The 15,757-nt window shown below is 63.6% G+C and carries 13 protein-coding genes; 10 read left to right on the forward strand and 3 right to left on the reverse strand.

The window, feature by feature from the left end; all coding sequences use genetic code 11:
- The first annotated feature begins 79 nt into the window (after positions 1 to 79).
- The 4 genes from N6C22_RS19105 (at position 80) to N6C22_RS19120 (ending at position 3,155) form a co-directional block, all read left to right on the forward strand.
- Positions 80 to 637: a hypothetical protein gene (locus tag N6C22_RS19105; RefSeq protein ID WP_261652796.1), complete on the forward strand. Its 558-nt coding sequence runs from the start codon at positions 80 to 82 to the stop codon at positions 635 to 637.
- A gap of 136 nt (positions 638 to 773) precedes the next feature.
- On the forward strand, positions 774 to 1,565 hold the full coding sequence (locus N6C22_RS19110; protein WP_261652797.1) for a winged helix-turn-helix domain-containing protein: 792 nt from the start codon (positions 774 to 776) through the stop codon (positions 1,563 to 1,565).
- Positions 1,566 to 1,656: 91 nt separating this feature from the next.
- A complete protein-coding gene (locus tag N6C22_RS19115; protein WP_261652798.1) occupies positions 1,657 to 2,400 on the forward strand; it encodes a hypothetical protein in 744 nt (247 codons plus the stop codon).
- 5 nt (positions 2,401 to 2,405) lie between these two features.
- On the forward strand, positions 2,406 to 3,155 hold the full coding sequence (locus N6C22_RS19120; RefSeq protein WP_261652799.1) for a hypothetical protein: 750 nt from the start codon (positions 2,406 to 2,408) through the stop codon (positions 3,153 to 3,155).
- A 47-nt stretch (positions 3,156 to 3,202) separates the two neighbouring features.
- Here the strand turns inward: N6C22_RS19120 and N6C22_RS19125 are convergent, their stop codons facing one another.
- Complete coding sequence (locus N6C22_RS19125) at positions 3,203 to 3,742, reverse strand: hypothetical protein (RefSeq protein ID WP_261652800.1); 540 nt, start codon at positions 3,740 to 3,742, stop codon at positions 3,203 to 3,205.
- Positions 3,743 to 3,902: 160 nt separating this feature from the next.
- On the opposite strand from N6C22_RS19125, the gene N6C22_RS19130 reads away from it, so the two are divergent.
- From N6C22_RS19130 to N6C22_RS19150, 5 genes are all read left to right on the forward strand, one after another.
- Entirely contained in the window at positions 3,903 to 4,925 is a 1,023-nt protein-coding gene (locus tag N6C22_RS19130; protein ID WP_261652801.1) for an ABC transporter ATP-binding protein, read from the forward strand.
- Positions 4,922 to 5,761 (forward strand): ABC transporter permease, encoded by an 840-nt coding sequence (locus N6C22_RS19135; protein ID WP_261652802.1) that lies wholly within the window; start codon positions 4,922 to 4,924, stop codon positions 5,759 to 5,761. Before N6C22_RS19130 ends, N6C22_RS19135 begins: the two co-directional genes overlap by 4 nt.
- Before the next feature lie 84 nt (positions 5,762 to 5,845).
- Positions 5,846 to 9,994, forward strand: a complete 4,149-nt coding sequence (locus N6C22_RS19140) for a hypothetical protein (RefSeq protein ID WP_261652803.1) — start codon at positions 5,846 to 5,848, stop codon at positions 9,992 to 9,994.
- Positions 9,995 to 10,024: 30 nt separating this feature from the next.
- Positions 10,025 to 11,338 (forward strand): PQQ-binding-like beta-propeller repeat protein, encoded by a 1,314-nt coding sequence (locus N6C22_RS19145; protein ID WP_261652804.1) that lies wholly within the window; start codon positions 10,025 to 10,027, stop codon positions 11,336 to 11,338.
- 127 nt (positions 11,339 to 11,465) lie between these two features.
- The gene (locus N6C22_RS19150; RefSeq protein WP_261652805.1) at positions 11,466 to 11,744 is read left to right on the forward strand and encodes a hypothetical protein; all 279 of its coding nucleotides are present in this window, start codon (positions 11,466 to 11,468) and stop codon (positions 11,742 to 11,744) included.
- Between the two features lie 231 nt (positions 11,745 to 11,975).
- On the opposite strand, the gene N6C22_RS19155 is transcribed toward N6C22_RS19150, so the two are convergent.
- Together N6C22_RS19155 and N6C22_RS19160 are read right to left on the reverse strand one after the other, a co-directional pair.
- On the reverse strand, positions 11,976 to 12,482 hold the full coding sequence (locus N6C22_RS19155; protein ID WP_261652806.1) for a hypothetical protein: 507 nt from the start codon (positions 12,480 to 12,482) through the stop codon (positions 11,976 to 11,978).
- Positions 12,483 to 12,767: 285 nt separating this feature from the next.
- Complete coding sequence (locus tag N6C22_RS19160; RefSeq protein ID WP_261652807.1) at positions 12,768 to 14,240, reverse strand: S8 family serine peptidase; 1,473 nt, start codon at positions 14,238 to 14,240, stop codon at positions 12,768 to 12,770.
- Positions 14,241 to 14,623: 383 nt separating this feature from the next.
- Between N6C22_RS19160 and N6C22_RS19165 the strand changes: the two genes are divergently transcribed.
- On the forward strand, positions 14,624 to 15,613 hold the full coding sequence (locus N6C22_RS19165; protein ID WP_261652808.1) for an MBL fold metallo-hydrolase: 990 nt from the start codon (positions 14,624 to 14,626) through the stop codon (positions 15,611 to 15,613).
- Positions 15,614 to 15,757 lie beyond the last annotated feature (144 nt).

Here is a 15,757-nt window from a genome sequence, read left to right on the forward strand (position 1 = left end):
TGGTCTGTACGTGGAAGCTGTAGACAGTGTTCAGACTACCACGACCACTGCTTATTCCTGGGACGTGCGTAGTTTAGACATGGTAGCACTTGACAGTCATGCGCTGGACGAACTGTTCCAGCGGGGGCGCTGGCTCACCTTCCCGGATTTCGTGCGTCTCGTCGAACAGGACCACCCACACGACGAGCCGGGCGTCTCCAGAGAGGTCCTCGACGCGTACGCCGAAGCCATCGAGAACGACCTCGGCGGAGCGGCCCCTTTCACGGTCGAAGAGATGGAGCAGCGACTCGAGCGACATCTCAGTGACTCTGGCGGTTGGTCGAAACGAGCAGTGTACGAGGTTGGGTCGGACCGCATCAGTTTCTATCCCAAGTCCTGGCACGACCGGCTGCGTGGGGAGACCGACCCCCGGAAGTACGTGGCGGTGATGCAGGCAGATTCCGACCCATCGACCAGCCAGTACCCCCGGGGGATACGGGGGGCGCGCGTGCCGAAACAGCAGTTGCTCAACGCGATGCAGATTCTGGGTAGGATGAATATCCATGCGGCCACCCAGGCGGTGGACGACGGCCGAAAGCGCGGCGAGTTGCTCGTCTACCCGTTCCAGAACCCGGAAGCCGACGTACTGCTCCCCTGACCGGCAGGAACGAGGCGGAGGCTCCGTATTTCTGCGGAATCGAGCCGAGGTAGCGACAGAATCGGCTCTTGGAGAGACAGTGAGCCAACTCGGTCTGAGGGTGAGTATTATCATGGTAGGGCGTGCGTGAGGGTACATGGGTGCTGAGGACGTCGCGTTTCTGGCCAGGTCGCCGAACCGGGCTGCAGTGTTGGCTGCGCTGGTCGACGCGCCGTGCGACCGTGCAGAACTCCGTGAACGCGTCGGTGCGTCGCGGGTGACCATCGGGCGCATCACGACCGACCTCGAGGCGCGCGGGTGGGTCGAACAGGACGCGACTGGGTATCGAGCGACCAGGTCAGGGCAGACCGTCGTCGCAGCCTACGAACGATTCCTCGAAGTCGTCGACGCGACACGCCACCTCGAACCCCTCCTCGAACATCTGCCGGTAGAGGCGTTCGATTTCGAGCTCTCGGCCCTCGGCGATGCGGATGTGGTCGTGCCGACACCGACGATTCCAGATCAGCACATCTCCAGACTCGGCACGCTCTTCCAGCAAGCCACCTCGGTCTCGATGGTTGTCCACGCGATGTCACCGAAGGTCGTCGCCTCGAGCCACGCATCCGCACGAGACGGAGACCACGTCACGAAAGGCGTCGTGACGCCGATAGTGACCGACGCGATTCTGGCGAACGAGACGGTCGCCGAGCAGGTCCGTGAGATGGTCGGTGAAGGGACACTGGAACTGTCCGAGCGACCATCGGTCCCGTTCCAGGCGGGCGTCTACGACGAGACGACAGTCATCTCTGCTGACGACGAGGCGGGGGTCCCCCGAGGAATCGTCGAAACCCAGTCCCGCACCGTCCGGGAGTGGGCACTCGGAGAGTTCGAGCGACTTCAGGCAGACGCGACGCCGTTGTCCGTCGAGGCTCTCGAACCGGACCGCTGACTGAGACGGGTGCGCACTGTTGGCACACTGTTCACACCGTGAACAGGTGTTCACGAAGTAACCTGATAGTGTTCTGTTCCACACAACTCGTATGAAAGAAGTGTCACGGCGGCGGTTCCTTCTCGGTACATCGGTCGCGACGGCCGGGTTGGCCGGGTGTACAGGTGGTGGCGAAACCGATACCAGTAATGGCGGTGGGAGCACGGACAGTGGTCAGACCGATGCATCGGGTGGGTCGTCCGGTGGCGGCGGCGACCAGAGTGAGACGTCGACACCGAACAACGACCCGGACCCCGACTGCACGCGCCTGGAAGGGAGTCCGACGCCATTCGACGTGGCTGGTACGCCCTTCGTCTTCACCTTCGACTACATCGATTCGTGGCAGCCGAAGGACCCCCTTGCAGGACCGAAAGGGCGAGTGCAGGGGTTCTCCTCCGCAACTGTGACCGTCGATGGAGAGACAGAGAGCGCTGGCCTCACCGTCATGCAGTCGTACGAGGCCATGACGGCGGCCCAGGTCGACGAAGCAATCTCGGATGCCGTCTCCGGTGACTACGCCCGGTTCGAGGTCGTCGCAGAACAGGAATTCAACGGTGAAACGGTCCGCGTCGTCGGGTCACCCGACGAGGACGTCTACTACTACAAGGTCTGGCTTCCCTACGGCGACGGCGACGCGCGATACTATCCACTCGAACTCTCGCTCATGACGAGTATCGTCAGACTGGACGAAGAGAACGTGGCACAACCGCTGTGTGTCGACGCGACGGTCGCGAGTATCGAGACGGTCCGAGAGAGCCTCGCGGTCAATCCCGAGTCGACCATCGAGGAGGTGTGATTCCGGTGGATACCGACAGCACCCGGCGACGGTTCCTCCTGCGGGCTGGGGCAGCCGCAGCGGTCTCCGGGCTTGCAGGCTGTACCAGCGACAGTGGTGGGTCACCTGAAGGAGACGAAAGTGACACACAGACGGCCACTGCAACGGCGACGGACACCGCAACCGCAACGGCGACCGAGACAGCGACAGACGAACCCGCCACCACGGCCAGCCAGGCTGCCTCGTTCTGTCAGCCCATAACCGGCTCTCCGACGGCGTACGAGGTCGCCGACACCCCGTACGTCTTCGCGTTCGATTACATCGACAGCTGGACCGTCGAGGACCCGCTCGACCGGAGCAACGCACGTATCCAGCGCATCGTCAGCCCGGAACTGACCAGCGAGGGGTCGGCCTCCAGCGCCACGGTCCGGGTTGGCCAATCCCTGGAGGCGGTCACCGCAAGCAAAGCCGAGTCAGAGATCGAAGCAGCCATCGAACGCGAGGGAAGTTCTGGCGTCGCCTACGAGGAGGAGTTCAACGGCGAGACGGTCAGGTTCGTCGAGTTCCCGAACGTCGACGTCAACAGCTATACGACCTATCTGCCCTACGGCGACGGTGACGCCCGGTACTACGCGTTCTCGCTGGTGACGTTCCTCGACATCGGTAACAGCAACGTCGAAAATATCGGCGACTGTACCGACGCGGTGAACGTCGCCACCCAGACGGTCCGCGGGAGTCTCGCGGTGAACACCGAGTCGACCATCGACCAGACGTGAGGTCGACCCTCCGGTTTCATTGACGAGGCCTGTTCTCCGGTCGGCACTCACACATCGACCGAGTGACGGTCCGACTCACGAATCGCGGCGTCCTCGCAATCGAAGGTCTGGTCACCCTCCTCGACGACGACGTTCTGCGTCGATTCCGCGAGCACCTCGGGCCCGTCGCGAACGCGGATTCGCACGGTCGTCGTCTCACCCACGGCGAGGGTCTCGTCGTCCTCGACGATCCAGAAGAAGCGGACCGTCTCCCGACCCGAGTAGTCACCGGTCTTGGTGGTCGTCTCCCCGACATCCACGAGGGTCATCACAACCTGATAGTCGTGGTCTGCGCGGTCGAACCCGTCCTGTACCGGGACTGTGACTGTCACGGTCCCGTACACGCCGATGCTGTCCCCTGGAGTGCCCGAGGTGATGCACGTCTGCACGGAGTCGTTCGCGCTCTCCGGGAGGTCCCACTCGTCGTTCAACCGGACCGAGAGGTCAGTCCGGTCGATAGTGGCGTCCGAGTCCGATACCTGGGGTCCGGGGCCGGTGAAGGTGACCCACGCGCCGGCACCTACCAGTATCACGAACAGGACGGCCATGGCGAGACCACGACCACGAAGCAGATTCGACACAGTCGAACCTACATGTTCAGAATCATAACAGTGTTTGTTTCCCCGTAGGTCGTGCTCCAGCTTGCCCGGTCGATGGTCCGACAGCGAGCAGGTGTCCTTTTGCCGACAGGGGCCGAAGTCCCGCCCGATGGAAAGCCAGTCGGAGAAACGGGCGAGCGAGCGGCCGGAAACTGCCGACCGGTCGGGAGAGGACTCGGACCAGACGCCGGCCATCGCCGTCGAGGGGCTCACCAAGACCTTCGGGAAGGGGGACGAGGCACTCACCGCGGTCGACGACGTGTCCTTCACGGTCCGGGAGGGCTCGGTCGTCGGTCTGCTCGGTCCGAACGGGGCGGGCAAGACCACGACCATCAAGTCCATCCTCGGGATGATCCTGCCCGACACCGGCACGGTCCGGATACGTGGCATCGACGTGCACGCCGACCCGCGGCGAGCCTACCGCCACGTCGACGCCATGCTCGAAGGGGCCCGCAACGACTACTGGCGACTGACCGTCCGGGAGAACCTGCGGTACTTCGCGACCATCAGTGGTGTGAAGCCCAACTCGGTCGCTGGCCGACACCAGCGCCTGCTCGAACAGCTCGACCTGGCCGAGAAGGCGGACACACCGGTTCGAGAGCTTTCCCGCGGGATGAAGCAGAAGGCATCGCTCGCGAGCGTGCTGGCGACCGACTCCGACGTGGTGTTCCTCGACGAACCGACGCTGGGACTCGACGTGGAGAGTTCGCTGAAACTCCGCCGTGAGTTGCGCCGCATCGTCAGCGAACGCGGCCTCACGGTCGTCCTCTCCAGTCACGACATGGACGTCATCGAGGACGTCTGCGACCGCGTCATCATCATGAGTGAGGGGCGAGTCATCGCCAACGACACCGTCGCGAACCTCCTCCGTGGCTTCGAGACCCGGGGATTCCGGGTTTCGAGCCCGAACCTCGACGAAGACGCACTGTCCGAGGTCCAGGCCGAGTTCGACGTGACCGACGTGCAGCAGTACGACGGTCACACGCGCATCGAGGTGGCGACCGACTCCGACGGCTTCTACGAGCTGATGGCTGTGCTGCGGGCCCACGCGGTCACTATCGACGCCATCGAGACTGTCACTCCGGACTTAGAAGAGGCATTCCTCGAGATGACGAAGGGGGAGCAACGATGAGTCACGAGACTGGTGAGGGCACCTCATCGCAGGCACCGTCAGTAGAAGACGATGACCCACAGCCGGCGACCTACTGGGACCTGTCGAAGGCCGTCCTCTACCGGGAGTTCCTCCTGTTCGTGCGCTATCCGGCGAACGCCATCGGTGGCATCGTCATCTCCCTGTTCTTCTTCGGCCTGCTGTTCTATGGCGGGCAGATGCTCGCCGGGCAAGCCCTGACCGACTCGATAGAGGGTATCATCGTCGGGTACTTCCTCTGGACGCTCGCGGTCGGAGCCTACAGTTCGCTCTCGAACGACATCGGGAGCGAGGTCCAGTGGGGTACCCTCGAGCGCCACTTCATGACGCCCTTTGGCTTCGCCCCGGTCGCGCTCGCGAAGGGCGTCGCCAAGGTTATCAGAACGTTCGTCACCTCGATAGTCGTCCTCGCCGTCATGCTCGTCCTGACCGGGACGACACTCCAGTTGAACGTCCTGACCATCGTCGTGGTCGCGACCCTTTCGATCGCGTCCGTGCTTGGGCTCGGGTTCGCTGCAGGCGGTATCACCGTCCTCTACAAGCAGGTCGGGAACTGGCTCAACCTCCTGCAGTTCAGCTTCATCCTCCTCATCTCGGCACCCGCATTCGATTTGGGCTGGACGCGCTTCCTCCCGCTGGCACAGGGGAGCGCGCTGCTTCAGCGCACGATGATCGATGGCACCCGGTTGTGGGAGTTCCCACTGCTCGACCTCGCCGTCCTCGGGGGGGTGGCAGGTGGCTACGTGGGCGTCGGATATCTCATCTTCCAGTACACGACGAGACGGGCGCGAAAGCTGGGCGTCCTCGGGGATTACTGAGCCGCCTGAAGACTGGGGGAGCAGCCAACCCCTATTTATGTAATTTGGCCAAGTATTATTTGTGTCGAATATCGTGACTGTACCATGCAGAAAGAGGTGGTGATAACCATTGCACTCGTTGCCCTCGTCGCACTGGCAGGGTGCCATGGTGGAGGTGGGAGTGACGAACCGGATCGGTCTATCGACATAACGAACGACCAGCGATACGAATCTGGGGTCAGTCCGGCAGACGAACCACTCATCAAGGCTGACGCCACACGAGAGGACGAACTGGAGAACGTGACGCTGGCGTGGACAGCCTACAACCGGAGTGGGAGCCCGGCCATGGGGCCCGACGCCGATGGGACGAAATCGATGACCGAAGAGGGAGACCGATTCCGTGCCTCGCTTCCTGATTTCCCCGCAGGGTACCAGGTAGAGTACGAGGTGCGAGCGAACTACAACGACAACGAGACGTACACCGACGACGCCTCCTACACCGTCTCGTACGTCGAGTCGGTCGACGGGCCGAACACGAACGCCGAAACCGCCAATCTCACCACGGACGTGTCGGTGGAGCTCTACTCCACTACCGCCGTCAAACGGGTCGAACTCGTATACGAACGGGATTTCACCGAGACCGGCAACGTCGAACAAGAGACCGTCGTCATCGCACGTGACCCCAACACGACGACCGTCACGGGCAGTATCCAGAACGAAGAGGACGGCGAGTCCGCCAACAGTATCGACGTGAACTACAGCGTCAGGGTCGTGTACGGGCAGAACACGAGTCTGGCGTACCGGACCGGGAACAGGACATACCGGTACCGTAACGACAAGCCAGACGTCCTGTACGTCCCGATCACGTTCGACGACAGCGACACGTCGACGAACTTCGCGGACCCGAAGGACGTCGATGCGGACCTCGACTCCAAAGCTGCGAAGTCGGTCGCCTATTACCGACTCGAATCGCGCGGGGAAGCAGCGTTCGACTACGTCTGGGCCCGCAACGATACCCCGAACGACTACTTCGTGTTACCCGGGCATCCGCTGGATTATCGCGGACAGCTCGAAGAGACGCACAACAGCTCGTTCCAGCAAGGGAACGCGACGATTAACGTCACCGAGTTGGAGTACGCCCACGACGAACGGGCGATTCGACAGGCAGCGCGCACCGAGGTGGAGCAGGAGGCCAACGTCGACCTGGGCTCCTACGAAGCGGTCGTCTTCGTCTACCCCAAGCTCAACGGGACGGAAACGACGACGTGGAAGACCGCCAACGAAACGATGAGGCTCCCGAACGGGACGACGGTCTCCGGTAACAACAGGTCGTACGTCGTCGACCGGGGCAAGAACTGGGAGAACGCCGTCGCGTACGGCAACGATGCCTACATCATCCAGTCGGCGGACTACGGGACGCACGTCCACGAAATCGGTCACGCGGCGTTCGAGTGGGCTGACTACTACAATACGAACAACGACGAACGTGGCATCACCGGGTCCTGGGCGCTCATGGGGAACGGAAACTACAACGATGAGCACCCGTCGCAGGTGATGTCGTACCACAAGCTCCAGGAAGGCTGGATAACGAGCGAATCTCTCCCCGTCTGGGACCTCGACCACAACGAGAGCCGAACGAGGTTCATCCCGTATATGAAGGACTCGAACACGGTCGACCCCGGGTATCGGGTCGTCGACGTTCGACTCTCAGCCCTGACGCTGTTCGATAGCTACCTGTTCGAAGCTCGAGACCCGCCCAACGACGAGCTGCCCAGACAACCAGGGTTCGCAGGTGGGAACCGGCAAGGGCTCGTTGCCTACGCAGTCGGGAACGACCAGGTGAACGTGGTCTGGTCCCAGACACCCAACTCCGGGCGTATCCGCCGACCGAGCCAACCGACGCTCGCCGCGGGGAACTACAGCGGACAGTTCTACGATCCCGACGCTGGTATCGCGGTGACGCTCGACCGAGACCCACGTGCGCCAGCAGAGGGACTGAAGCTCAACGTCACCCGCGTCTCGCCGCGGAACCTCAAGGGCGTCAACGTCTTCTATCGAATCGACTGTGAGAACATCACGACGAACTGGGCCTGCTCACGGTACCGGAACCAGGGAAGCGAGGGACAACCAGCGACGATCGGCGTCGTCGCACACACCGAGGAAGGACGAGTCGGGACGACTGCCAATGGGACGATCATCAACGAGGTCGAGGGCGCATACGTCGTCTCGGCTGGGACCGCCCAGAAAGTGTACCTTCCCCGGAACCTCTCGGCTCGATTCGTGGTGAACACGAGCACCCTCCCCGGTGAGGCGTCGGTGAACGTAACCAGCCAGACGGTCACCCGCGACAGCGAGGGGACCCGTATCGCATCGACGCTGACCAGCGAGACGGTCGCTGGAAACACGACCGACGCTCCGCCCCTTGCTCGACTGAATGCCTCGCAGGCGACGTGGGATGCCGGTCGCTTGCGGACGCTTCAGGGGAACTCCACGACGGTCGCGTTCCAGAACACTGGTATCGATGAACTGACGAACGTTACCGTCACCACCGATGGGGCGCTCGTCTCTGTCAACCGAACGGATGTCGGGGCGCTATCGGCGACCGAGCGGGTCCAGCTCGAACTCGACGCCGATGTCCCCGGAGGGAAGCCGGTCGGGGTGTATACGACGAACGTCACCGTCACTGGCGATGGACCTACGGGGCAGGTCACGCAGAACGTGACCGTCACCGTCAGCGTGCTCCCGACGGTGTACTGGAACGCTACGCCGGCTGCCTTCAACGGAACCATCGCGGAGACCAACACGACCACGCTCTCGGCCGTGGTCTCCAACAGTGAGGCCTCGAACGTGCCGCTTCGGGACGTCGAAACGACCATCTCCGGAGCCGTGACCACGTTCCGTGTCGACGCACCGCGATTCGTCGAGACGGTCGAGCCGGGAGCGAACGTCACGCTGACGACGACGTTCACGGTTCCAGACGGTGGCATCGAGAACGGGAGCTACGCCGGCACCCTCGCCGTCAGCCCACGACTGAATTACGAGGACTACTACGACTATCCCGTGACCATCCCCGGGGAGTACACCGTCCCCGAGCCGGCCTCGGAGACCACGAACGTGACGGTGCAAGCGGTCGGTCCGAGCGTCGACTCGGCAGCGACCTTCCACCCGACGCAACAGGTCGCCATGCGGAAGGGAGCGGCGACGGAACGTGTCACGGTCGACCCTGTGTCCGAGGGAACCGAGATTCCCGCCGAGGAGGTGACCGTCCGTGCTGAGATTCCGGATGGCTGGACCTACACCGGCAACGCCGGTGCGAACCATCTCAAGGTATGGATAGTCACGGAGAAGCGGGATACGAAGGCGGGACACGGTGGGAAACGTGTCCAGCTCACTCGGGACGACTACGACCTCACCGTGACGGACGACGCAGTCGTCCTCCACATCGACGACGTGCGAGAGACCACCTTCGGCCGGTACATGAACGAGAACCACGTGCTTGAGTTCGAGTTCAAGCTCGACAAGCGACCGAAGGCGACGACCTATCGCTACGTCTCACAGGTGGACGCTGCGACCACCAGTCCGGTCGGTGTCTACCGGACGGAGCGGCCAACCGCAGCCATCGACGTGTTCACGCCGCCAGCTGGCACGCCTCCGGGACAGGTCGGGAACGGCCGACATCGCGTCGCTAACGGGCGTATCGCCGTCTCGAAAACGGCACTGGGAACGAACGCGACCCTCGCGCCGACCCGGCTGTACGTCTTCGACCGCGACGGTGAGCAACAGCGGTGGGCACGGTTCCGTCTCGAAGCCACCGAGAGTAACCGTACCAGGAACGTCTGGCTCCCGGTCGAAGAGGTCGGGGGAGGCTATCAGATCGAGGTCGATGCCGTCGACGAGGACCGCGCACTCCTCGGTGGTGTCGTCACTCGGAACGTGCAAGGAGCAGTGTCGAGCGCACTCCGGGATGGGAAACCGATTCGCATCGCGGTGCCGATGGACGGCAACGTGAGTGGTGTGAGCGCGCTCCAACTGACTGTGGCAGGGAGCGACAACGTGACCGGCGTAACGCTGGCCACGCCCGATGGGGACGCCAGCGCGGCTGCCGATCCGACAGTCCCGCTCCACGTCGTCGTCGGCAACGACGTGTTCGACGCACCAGTCGATAGACGAGATGGTGACAGCTCAGAAGCGGACGACCGAGCCCGTCACGTCTATCCGATGCACAGCCAGCGTGGCATCGTCACCCACAGTTAATACCCGATGGCCGATATCTCAAACCCAACGATGGACCGACGCGCCGCACTCCGGGCACTCGCCGCCGCGGGAGTCGCTGCTGTCGCGGGCTGCCAGACGACGGCCCAGAACGGGACTGAAAGTAACACGACAGAGACGGCCACGGAGTCGGCGACAGCAACAGACACGTTTGAGACAGGCCGGTCGGTGTCGGGCTGGGAAACGTTCCGAGGTGACCACGGCCATACTGGCCGTGTCGGTGACGCCACTGGACCCACGGGCTTGACCGAGCAGTGGGTGCAGTCGCTCCGGACGGTCGATACCCTTCGGGTCTCGGCAGCCGATGGCGTCGTCTACGCGGCGTCACGGGCCGGTGGAATCGCCGCGTTCAACGTGGCCGACGGTCGTCGGCTGGGCGGTGACCTCTCGAGTGGTCGGCCAGTGACGACAGAACCGGTCCTCACCGACGGGTGGGTCGTCTTCGGGACCCGGGCCGGCGAGGTCGTCGGTGTCAGTCCTGGTAACGGCGTCGACTGGACGATACAGGCACCGCGACCACAGAGTCACGACGGGACCGGTCCACACCGCCTGGACAGCACGCCGATTCTCGACGAAGAACTCCATATCGGGTTCAGCGAGTATCCATCCACGGACGACGCGAACGGCGCGGTGGCCCGCGCAACGGTCGGCGACGAGGCTGGCTTCACCGCCGACGGCTGGCCCATCGAGACGAGGTATCCGATCCGGGCCAGTCCGACGAAAGCCGGTGGCCGAGTGTACGTTCGTGACGGGCCGGACGTGCTCGCCGTCGATGCCGAGACGGGGACGGCAGAGTTCCGGTCCGCCGTCCGGTCGAGCCCGCGACGCGTCGGTCGGCTCGACCGAAGTCCGGCAGTCACCGCGGGGACGCTCGTCGCGGGCGGGGACGCCATCGTCGCACTCGAGGCCGGCTCCGGTGACGAGCAGTGGACCACACCCGTCGAACCCGTCGACGGCAGCGACCATACCCGCCAGGTGTACGGGGCGGCGCTCGCGGACGGGACGGTGTACGTCGGGTCCGCAGACGGAGCGCTTCGCGCACTCGACCTCAGTACGGGTGAACTGCTGTGGTCCGTGTCGACGTCGGTGCTCCGGTGGTCGCGACCAGCAGTCGGGCAGGACACGCTCGTCATCGCCGGGAACGAAGGGTACGAGAGCGGTGGAACCCAGTACGTAGACAGAGAACGAGGCTTGGCGATGCTCTTCGACCGCGAGACTGGTGAGCAGTTGGCGACGGTCGAACGCGACGGGCTCGTCGGCGACCCCGTCGTCGTCGGAAGCCGGGCCGTGGTTCCGTTCGGAAACCGTCTGGTCGCGCTCGAGTGACCGGGGCGAGCGAGCGCCTGTGAGACGTCTATCTTTTGGACACAATTGCCTGCATCCATCCGGGGCGGGGTCGGAGCCTGCCAAGCCGACCGGAATATACACAACCGGCCCGGCCATTGGACCTGCCATGTCACCCACCGTCCACGCCCTCCGGAACGAGATTCGAGTCGCTGTCGGCCGGTACGAGCGGATGGAATCGACCGGCTTCACCAAGGAATCCCTCGCAGCCATCTGTGAGGCAGTCGGCTACGAAATCCCCGAGCACTCGCTTCCCTCAAAACCAGAGATGCGAGCAGGCATCCTCTGGAAGATCGGTGAGATCGAGTCGGACGACCCGGACGAGGTCGGGAGTTCGTTCCGGAAGGCGGAGCTGACCGCGATTGCGACGGAACTGCGAGACGAGTAGGAACATTCCGTTCCAGTGATACCCGGGTATCCGGACTGTTCCTGACGGTCCATCCGATTGTGTTCGATCGTCGAGAGCGCCGCGCGCTCGCGTTCGAACCAGACACTCGAACTGCATTGCAAACTCCACTCGGCCAGCGGCTGCTCGCTCACCGGGTATGACTAACGTTCGCTATCGCTGGTGACATTGGCACTGAAAAAGGAGCTACGACTGACGTTGGGGTGACCGGAGTTACGCGGTCGTGGTAGCCGTCACGGTGGCGTTCTCGTTCGCGTGGGGGGACTTGTCGCCGCCGACCTCGTCGTCGCTGTCAGCGTTCTCGTCCTCGGCGTCCTCGTTCAGGTCGCTGAGCACACCGCCGAGGGTTCCGTCCATCGCGCCGTCGAGGAACTTGTTGATGTGGTTGTGGATGTTCTCGACGCGGTTCTCGACGTCATCGGGGATGGCATCAGGGAGGTCGCTCGGGGGGCCCTGCTGGCCGACCGCTTCGGGCTGCTGGCTCCCGGCATCCGTGCCGTTCTCGCTGGCGTTCGCGTGGTCACCAGCCTGCCCAGACTGGTTCTCATCGCCTGCGTGTTCGCCAGCGGTTTCGTTCGCATGGTCGTCAGCGGGGGTGGTCGGCTTGTCGTCGTCGCCAACGTTCAGGGGACTATTCGTCGGACCAGCTGCAGCCGCGACCGTGCCCGCACTCACGAGGAGTGCAGCCAGGGCGACCGCGGTCAGTTTGGAGAGTCTCATTGTGGGGTGCCTCCACTCGAACCGAAGTGGCCGGAGGGATATGAAGGGTGAGAGCCGTTCAGGCAGTTCAGGAGTGTGAACGCTCCTACTGCTGTTTTTCGCGGTTTCAAATCGTTTGAACGCTGCTGAACGCGGTGCAATGGTTCGTGGTCGTTCACGAGACCGAAAACGTTCGCCAGAACCCCGGGAGAGAGCCGGCTATTGTCCTTCTCGGTGACAAAATGGAAGGGAGTTCTCGAATACCAGCCAACCCGGAACAGGAACGTGGAATCGGTTGGACCTGTCTCAGCGCCTTGCAGCTGCAGCTTCGAGCGCGGCTGGCGCATAGATGACGCCTGCTCCCACGTCGGCGTCGCCCTTTCCGTTGCTTCCTCTCGCCGTGTTCTCGATGATACTCTGGACCTCCTTCGCACCGAGGTCGGGGTTGACCTCGCGGATGAGCGCGACCAGGCCAGCTACCTGTGGCGCGGCCATCGAGGTCCCCGCGTACCAGGCGAACGCCTCCCCGTCGTTCAGGTCCGGTGGGACCGTCGAAAGGACGAGATTAAGTGGGAACGGCCACTCGGTGTCTGCCGCGAGTGTCTTCTCGAGCGTCTCGTACCCGCCTCCGGGTGCGCCGACGTCGATGTCGCTGGTGCCGTAGTTGGAGTAGAACACGCGCTTGTTGTTCGGACCGGTCGCGGAGACGCTGATGGACCCCGGCACGCTGTTCGGGAGCGTGTAGTACCCTTCGTGCTGAAGGTCGGCGCTGGCGTTGCCGGCGCTCGTGGTGACGACGGTGCCGCGCTGGACCGCCGACTGGATGACGCGCTGGTATGCGACGTGCTCCTTGGTCTGGTGGTACGGTCCCTTGATGACGCCCCCGCCGAGGCTCATGTTCGCTGCGTCCGCTCCGATCGTCCCGGCGTAGTCGATGGCGCTCAGGATATCGAAGTCGGTCGTCCAGAGGGCGGTGACCGTGACCTCGTCACCCTCGTACGGATAGCCCTCGTACTTCTTCCAGTAGAACACGCGAAGCGGGATGACATCGGCGTCGGGGGCCATGCCCGCGATGCCGAAGTCCTCGCCGACGGACGTATCGTCGTGTTTGGCCGTCGCGATACCGGCGCAGTGGCTCCCGTGGGAGTCGATGTCGTCGCCTGCCGCCTGTTCGCGCGTGTCCGGCTCTCCCAGGTAGATGTAGGACCCGATCTCGGGGCCGCCCGGGAACCTGGCTTCGATGGTCGTATCCCCCGCGACTGTCGGCGACCCGTCGGGACTGGATGCGCCGTCAGCCCGGAAGAGCATCCCATCTCCGATGTTGTTCCGGAGGTCCGGGTGGAAGGTGTCGATACCGGTGTCGATGATGGCGACGCTTCGGTCCGCGCCAGTCGCCGTGTCGTGGGCCTCGAAGGCTCCCGTTGTCTTGTCCTTCTTGTCCCACTGGAGGGGCGCGAACTGCTCGTCGGTGGACTCGTCCGTCGAGGTCTCGGCTGGCCCGACCGCACGGTAGCCGATGTTCTCGCGCACGTCGACGACGCCGCTGGTCCCGCGCAGGGTGTCCGCGTCGGCGGCGGCGACGAGCAGTACCTGCCCGTCTGCGATGGACGCCAGGACGTCGGCGTCACTTCGTTCGAGTCGGTTCTTCGCACCCTTCCCCCGGACCGTGACGACGAACTGGTCTCGGCCGTCGGCCGCGCTCGCGACACCCATCGTCGTCAGTGCTGTCGCGCCGGCCGCAACGGACTTCATGAATCGCCGTCTGCTATGGTCTGTCATACCAGCCAATGGTAACCGGCGAATGGTCATATATCTGAGGGTCGTTCAGGCGGATTGCCCCTTCTCGAACATGCCGGAATCCGAGACGGTTTGAACCGCTCCGGGGTATAGGCCTGAGGGGATCGTGTTGTTCATCTGGAGACCGCAATACTGAATCGAGATATCGTTTCGACCAGTTAACTTTCCATCACTTACTCGGTCCTCGGGTTGACGGTGATCGCACGTGGCACCACGGCCAGAGAGGACGGTCCGGTGCGTTTCACATGGCAGGGGCAGGTAGCGGCGAGAGCAGTCGTTGCCGGTCCGGGTCAGCAACAATGCCTCCCGGCCAGACCTGAACCTGCACGATACACTCAAACGACAGCAGCAGGTTAGGACTGAGTATGGAGCGCCTCACGCTGTCGAACGCTGCGTTCGAGGGGAACAACAACGCCTACCTGTTCAACGATGGGCCCGAGACGGTGCTCATCGATACGGGCGACTGGATGGACGCGACACGAACGCAGCTGGAAGCGGCTCTCGAGGACCATGGCGTCACGGTCGAGGATATCGACCGGATATTCCTGACGCACTGGCACCCGGACCACACCGGCCTGGCTGGCGAGATTCAATCGCGGAGTGGGGCAGCGGTGTATGCCCACGTCGAGGACGCCCCACTCGTAGAGGGAGACGAGCAGGCGTGGAATGACCTGCATAGGACCCAGGAGCGGTATTTCGACGAGTGGGGCATCCCCGAGCCGAAACAGGCAGTGCTCCGAGAGCGGATGGTCGACCCGACGACGATCCAGGCACCCGAGGTCACCACGATGGAAGACGGCGACGTTTTCACTGTGAACGGGCACGACCTGCGCGTCGTGCACACCTCGGGACACGCTGCAGGCTTGTGCATGTTCGAGACGACGCTCGATGGCGCTTCGGTCGTCTTCACTGGGGATGCACTGCTCCCCGTCTACACTCCGAACGTCGGCGGTGCCGACGTGCGGGTAGAGAACCCGCTCGAGAAGTATCTCCGTGCGCTTCGACGCATCGCGGATGCGGAGTACACGCGCGCCTGGCCCGGACACCGTGACCCCATCGACGACCCGACTGGCCGAGCCGAGCACATCATCGACCACCACGAGGAACGAGCCTGGCGCGTGCTGAACGTGCTCGACGAATCCGGCCCACTCGACACGTGGGAGGTCAGCGCTGCGCTCTTCGGGGAGCTCTCAGACATCCACATCCTCCATGGACCGGGAGAAGCGTACGCGCATCTCGAACACCTGGAGCGGACCGGCGACGTCATCACGAAGGGCCGGACGTATCGCATCGCCGAGAGCGCGATCGAAGACCTTCAGCAAGGCACTACTCAACGCTGGAAGCTCGGGTTTTAGCTTTCGGCTGTCGCTCGGACGACCACCCAGAGCCGTTGAGGTACCATTGTGTGCAGTCCGGATAGGAACTCGAGTTCGCGGCTGTTACCGCCAAAGTGAGCCAGAAGATGGCGTTTCCGAACGTGGGCCCCTCTTGTTGACGCA

Source organism: Haloarchaeobius sp. HME9146, assembly GCF_025399835.1.
In the GTDB taxonomy this organism is placed as follows: domain Archaea; phylum Halobacteriota; class Halobacteria; order Halobacteriales; family Natrialbaceae; genus Haloarchaeobius.

Excerpts from the sequence above, each read along its gene's own strand:
- N6C22_RS19105 (WP_261652796.1), top strand. The coding sequence starts at position 80 with ATGGTAGCACTTGACAGTCATGCGCTGGACGAACTGTTCCAGCGGGGG.
- N6C22_RS19110 (WP_261652797.1), top strand. The coding sequence starts at position 774 with ATGGGTGCTGAGGACGTCGCGTTTCTGGCCAGGTCGCCGAACCGGGCT.
- N6C22_RS19115 (WP_261652798.1), top strand. The coding sequence starts at position 1,657 with ATGAAAGAAGTGTCACGGCGGCGGTTCCTTCTCGGTACATCGGTCGCG.
- N6C22_RS19125 (WP_261652800.1), bottom strand. The coding sequence starts at position 3,742 with ATGGCCGTCCTGTTCGTGATACTGGTAGGTGCCGGCGCGTGGGTCACC.
- N6C22_RS19130 (WP_261652801.1), top strand. The coding sequence starts at position 3,903 with ATGGAAAGCCAGTCGGAGAAACGGGCGAGCGAGCGGCCGGAAACTGCC.
- N6C22_RS19135 (WP_261652802.1), top strand. The coding sequence starts at position 4,922 with ATGAGTCACGAGACTGGTGAGGGCACCTCATCGCAGGCACCGTCAGTA.
- N6C22_RS19140 (WP_261652803.1), top strand. The coding sequence starts at position 5,846 with ATGCAGAAAGAGGTGGTGATAACCATTGCACTCGTTGCCCTCGTCGCA.
- N6C22_RS19145 (WP_261652804.1), top strand. The coding sequence starts at position 10,025 with ATGGACCGACGCGCCGCACTCCGGGCACTCGCCGCCGCGGGAGTCGCT.
- N6C22_RS19150 (WP_261652805.1), top strand. The coding sequence starts at position 11,466 with ATGTCACCCACCGTCCACGCCCTCCGGAACGAGATTCGAGTCGCTGTC.
- N6C22_RS19155 (WP_261652806.1), bottom strand. The coding sequence starts at position 12,482 with ATGAGACTCTCCAAACTGACCGCGGTCGCCCTGGCTGCACTCCTCGTG.
- N6C22_RS19160 (WP_261652807.1), bottom strand. The coding sequence starts at position 14,240 with ATGACAGACCATAGCAGACGGCGATTCATGAAGTCCGTTGCGGCCGGC.
- N6C22_RS19165 (WP_261652808.1), top strand. The coding sequence starts at position 14,624 with ATGGAGCGCCTCACGCTGTCGAACGCTGCGTTCGAGGGGAACAACAAC.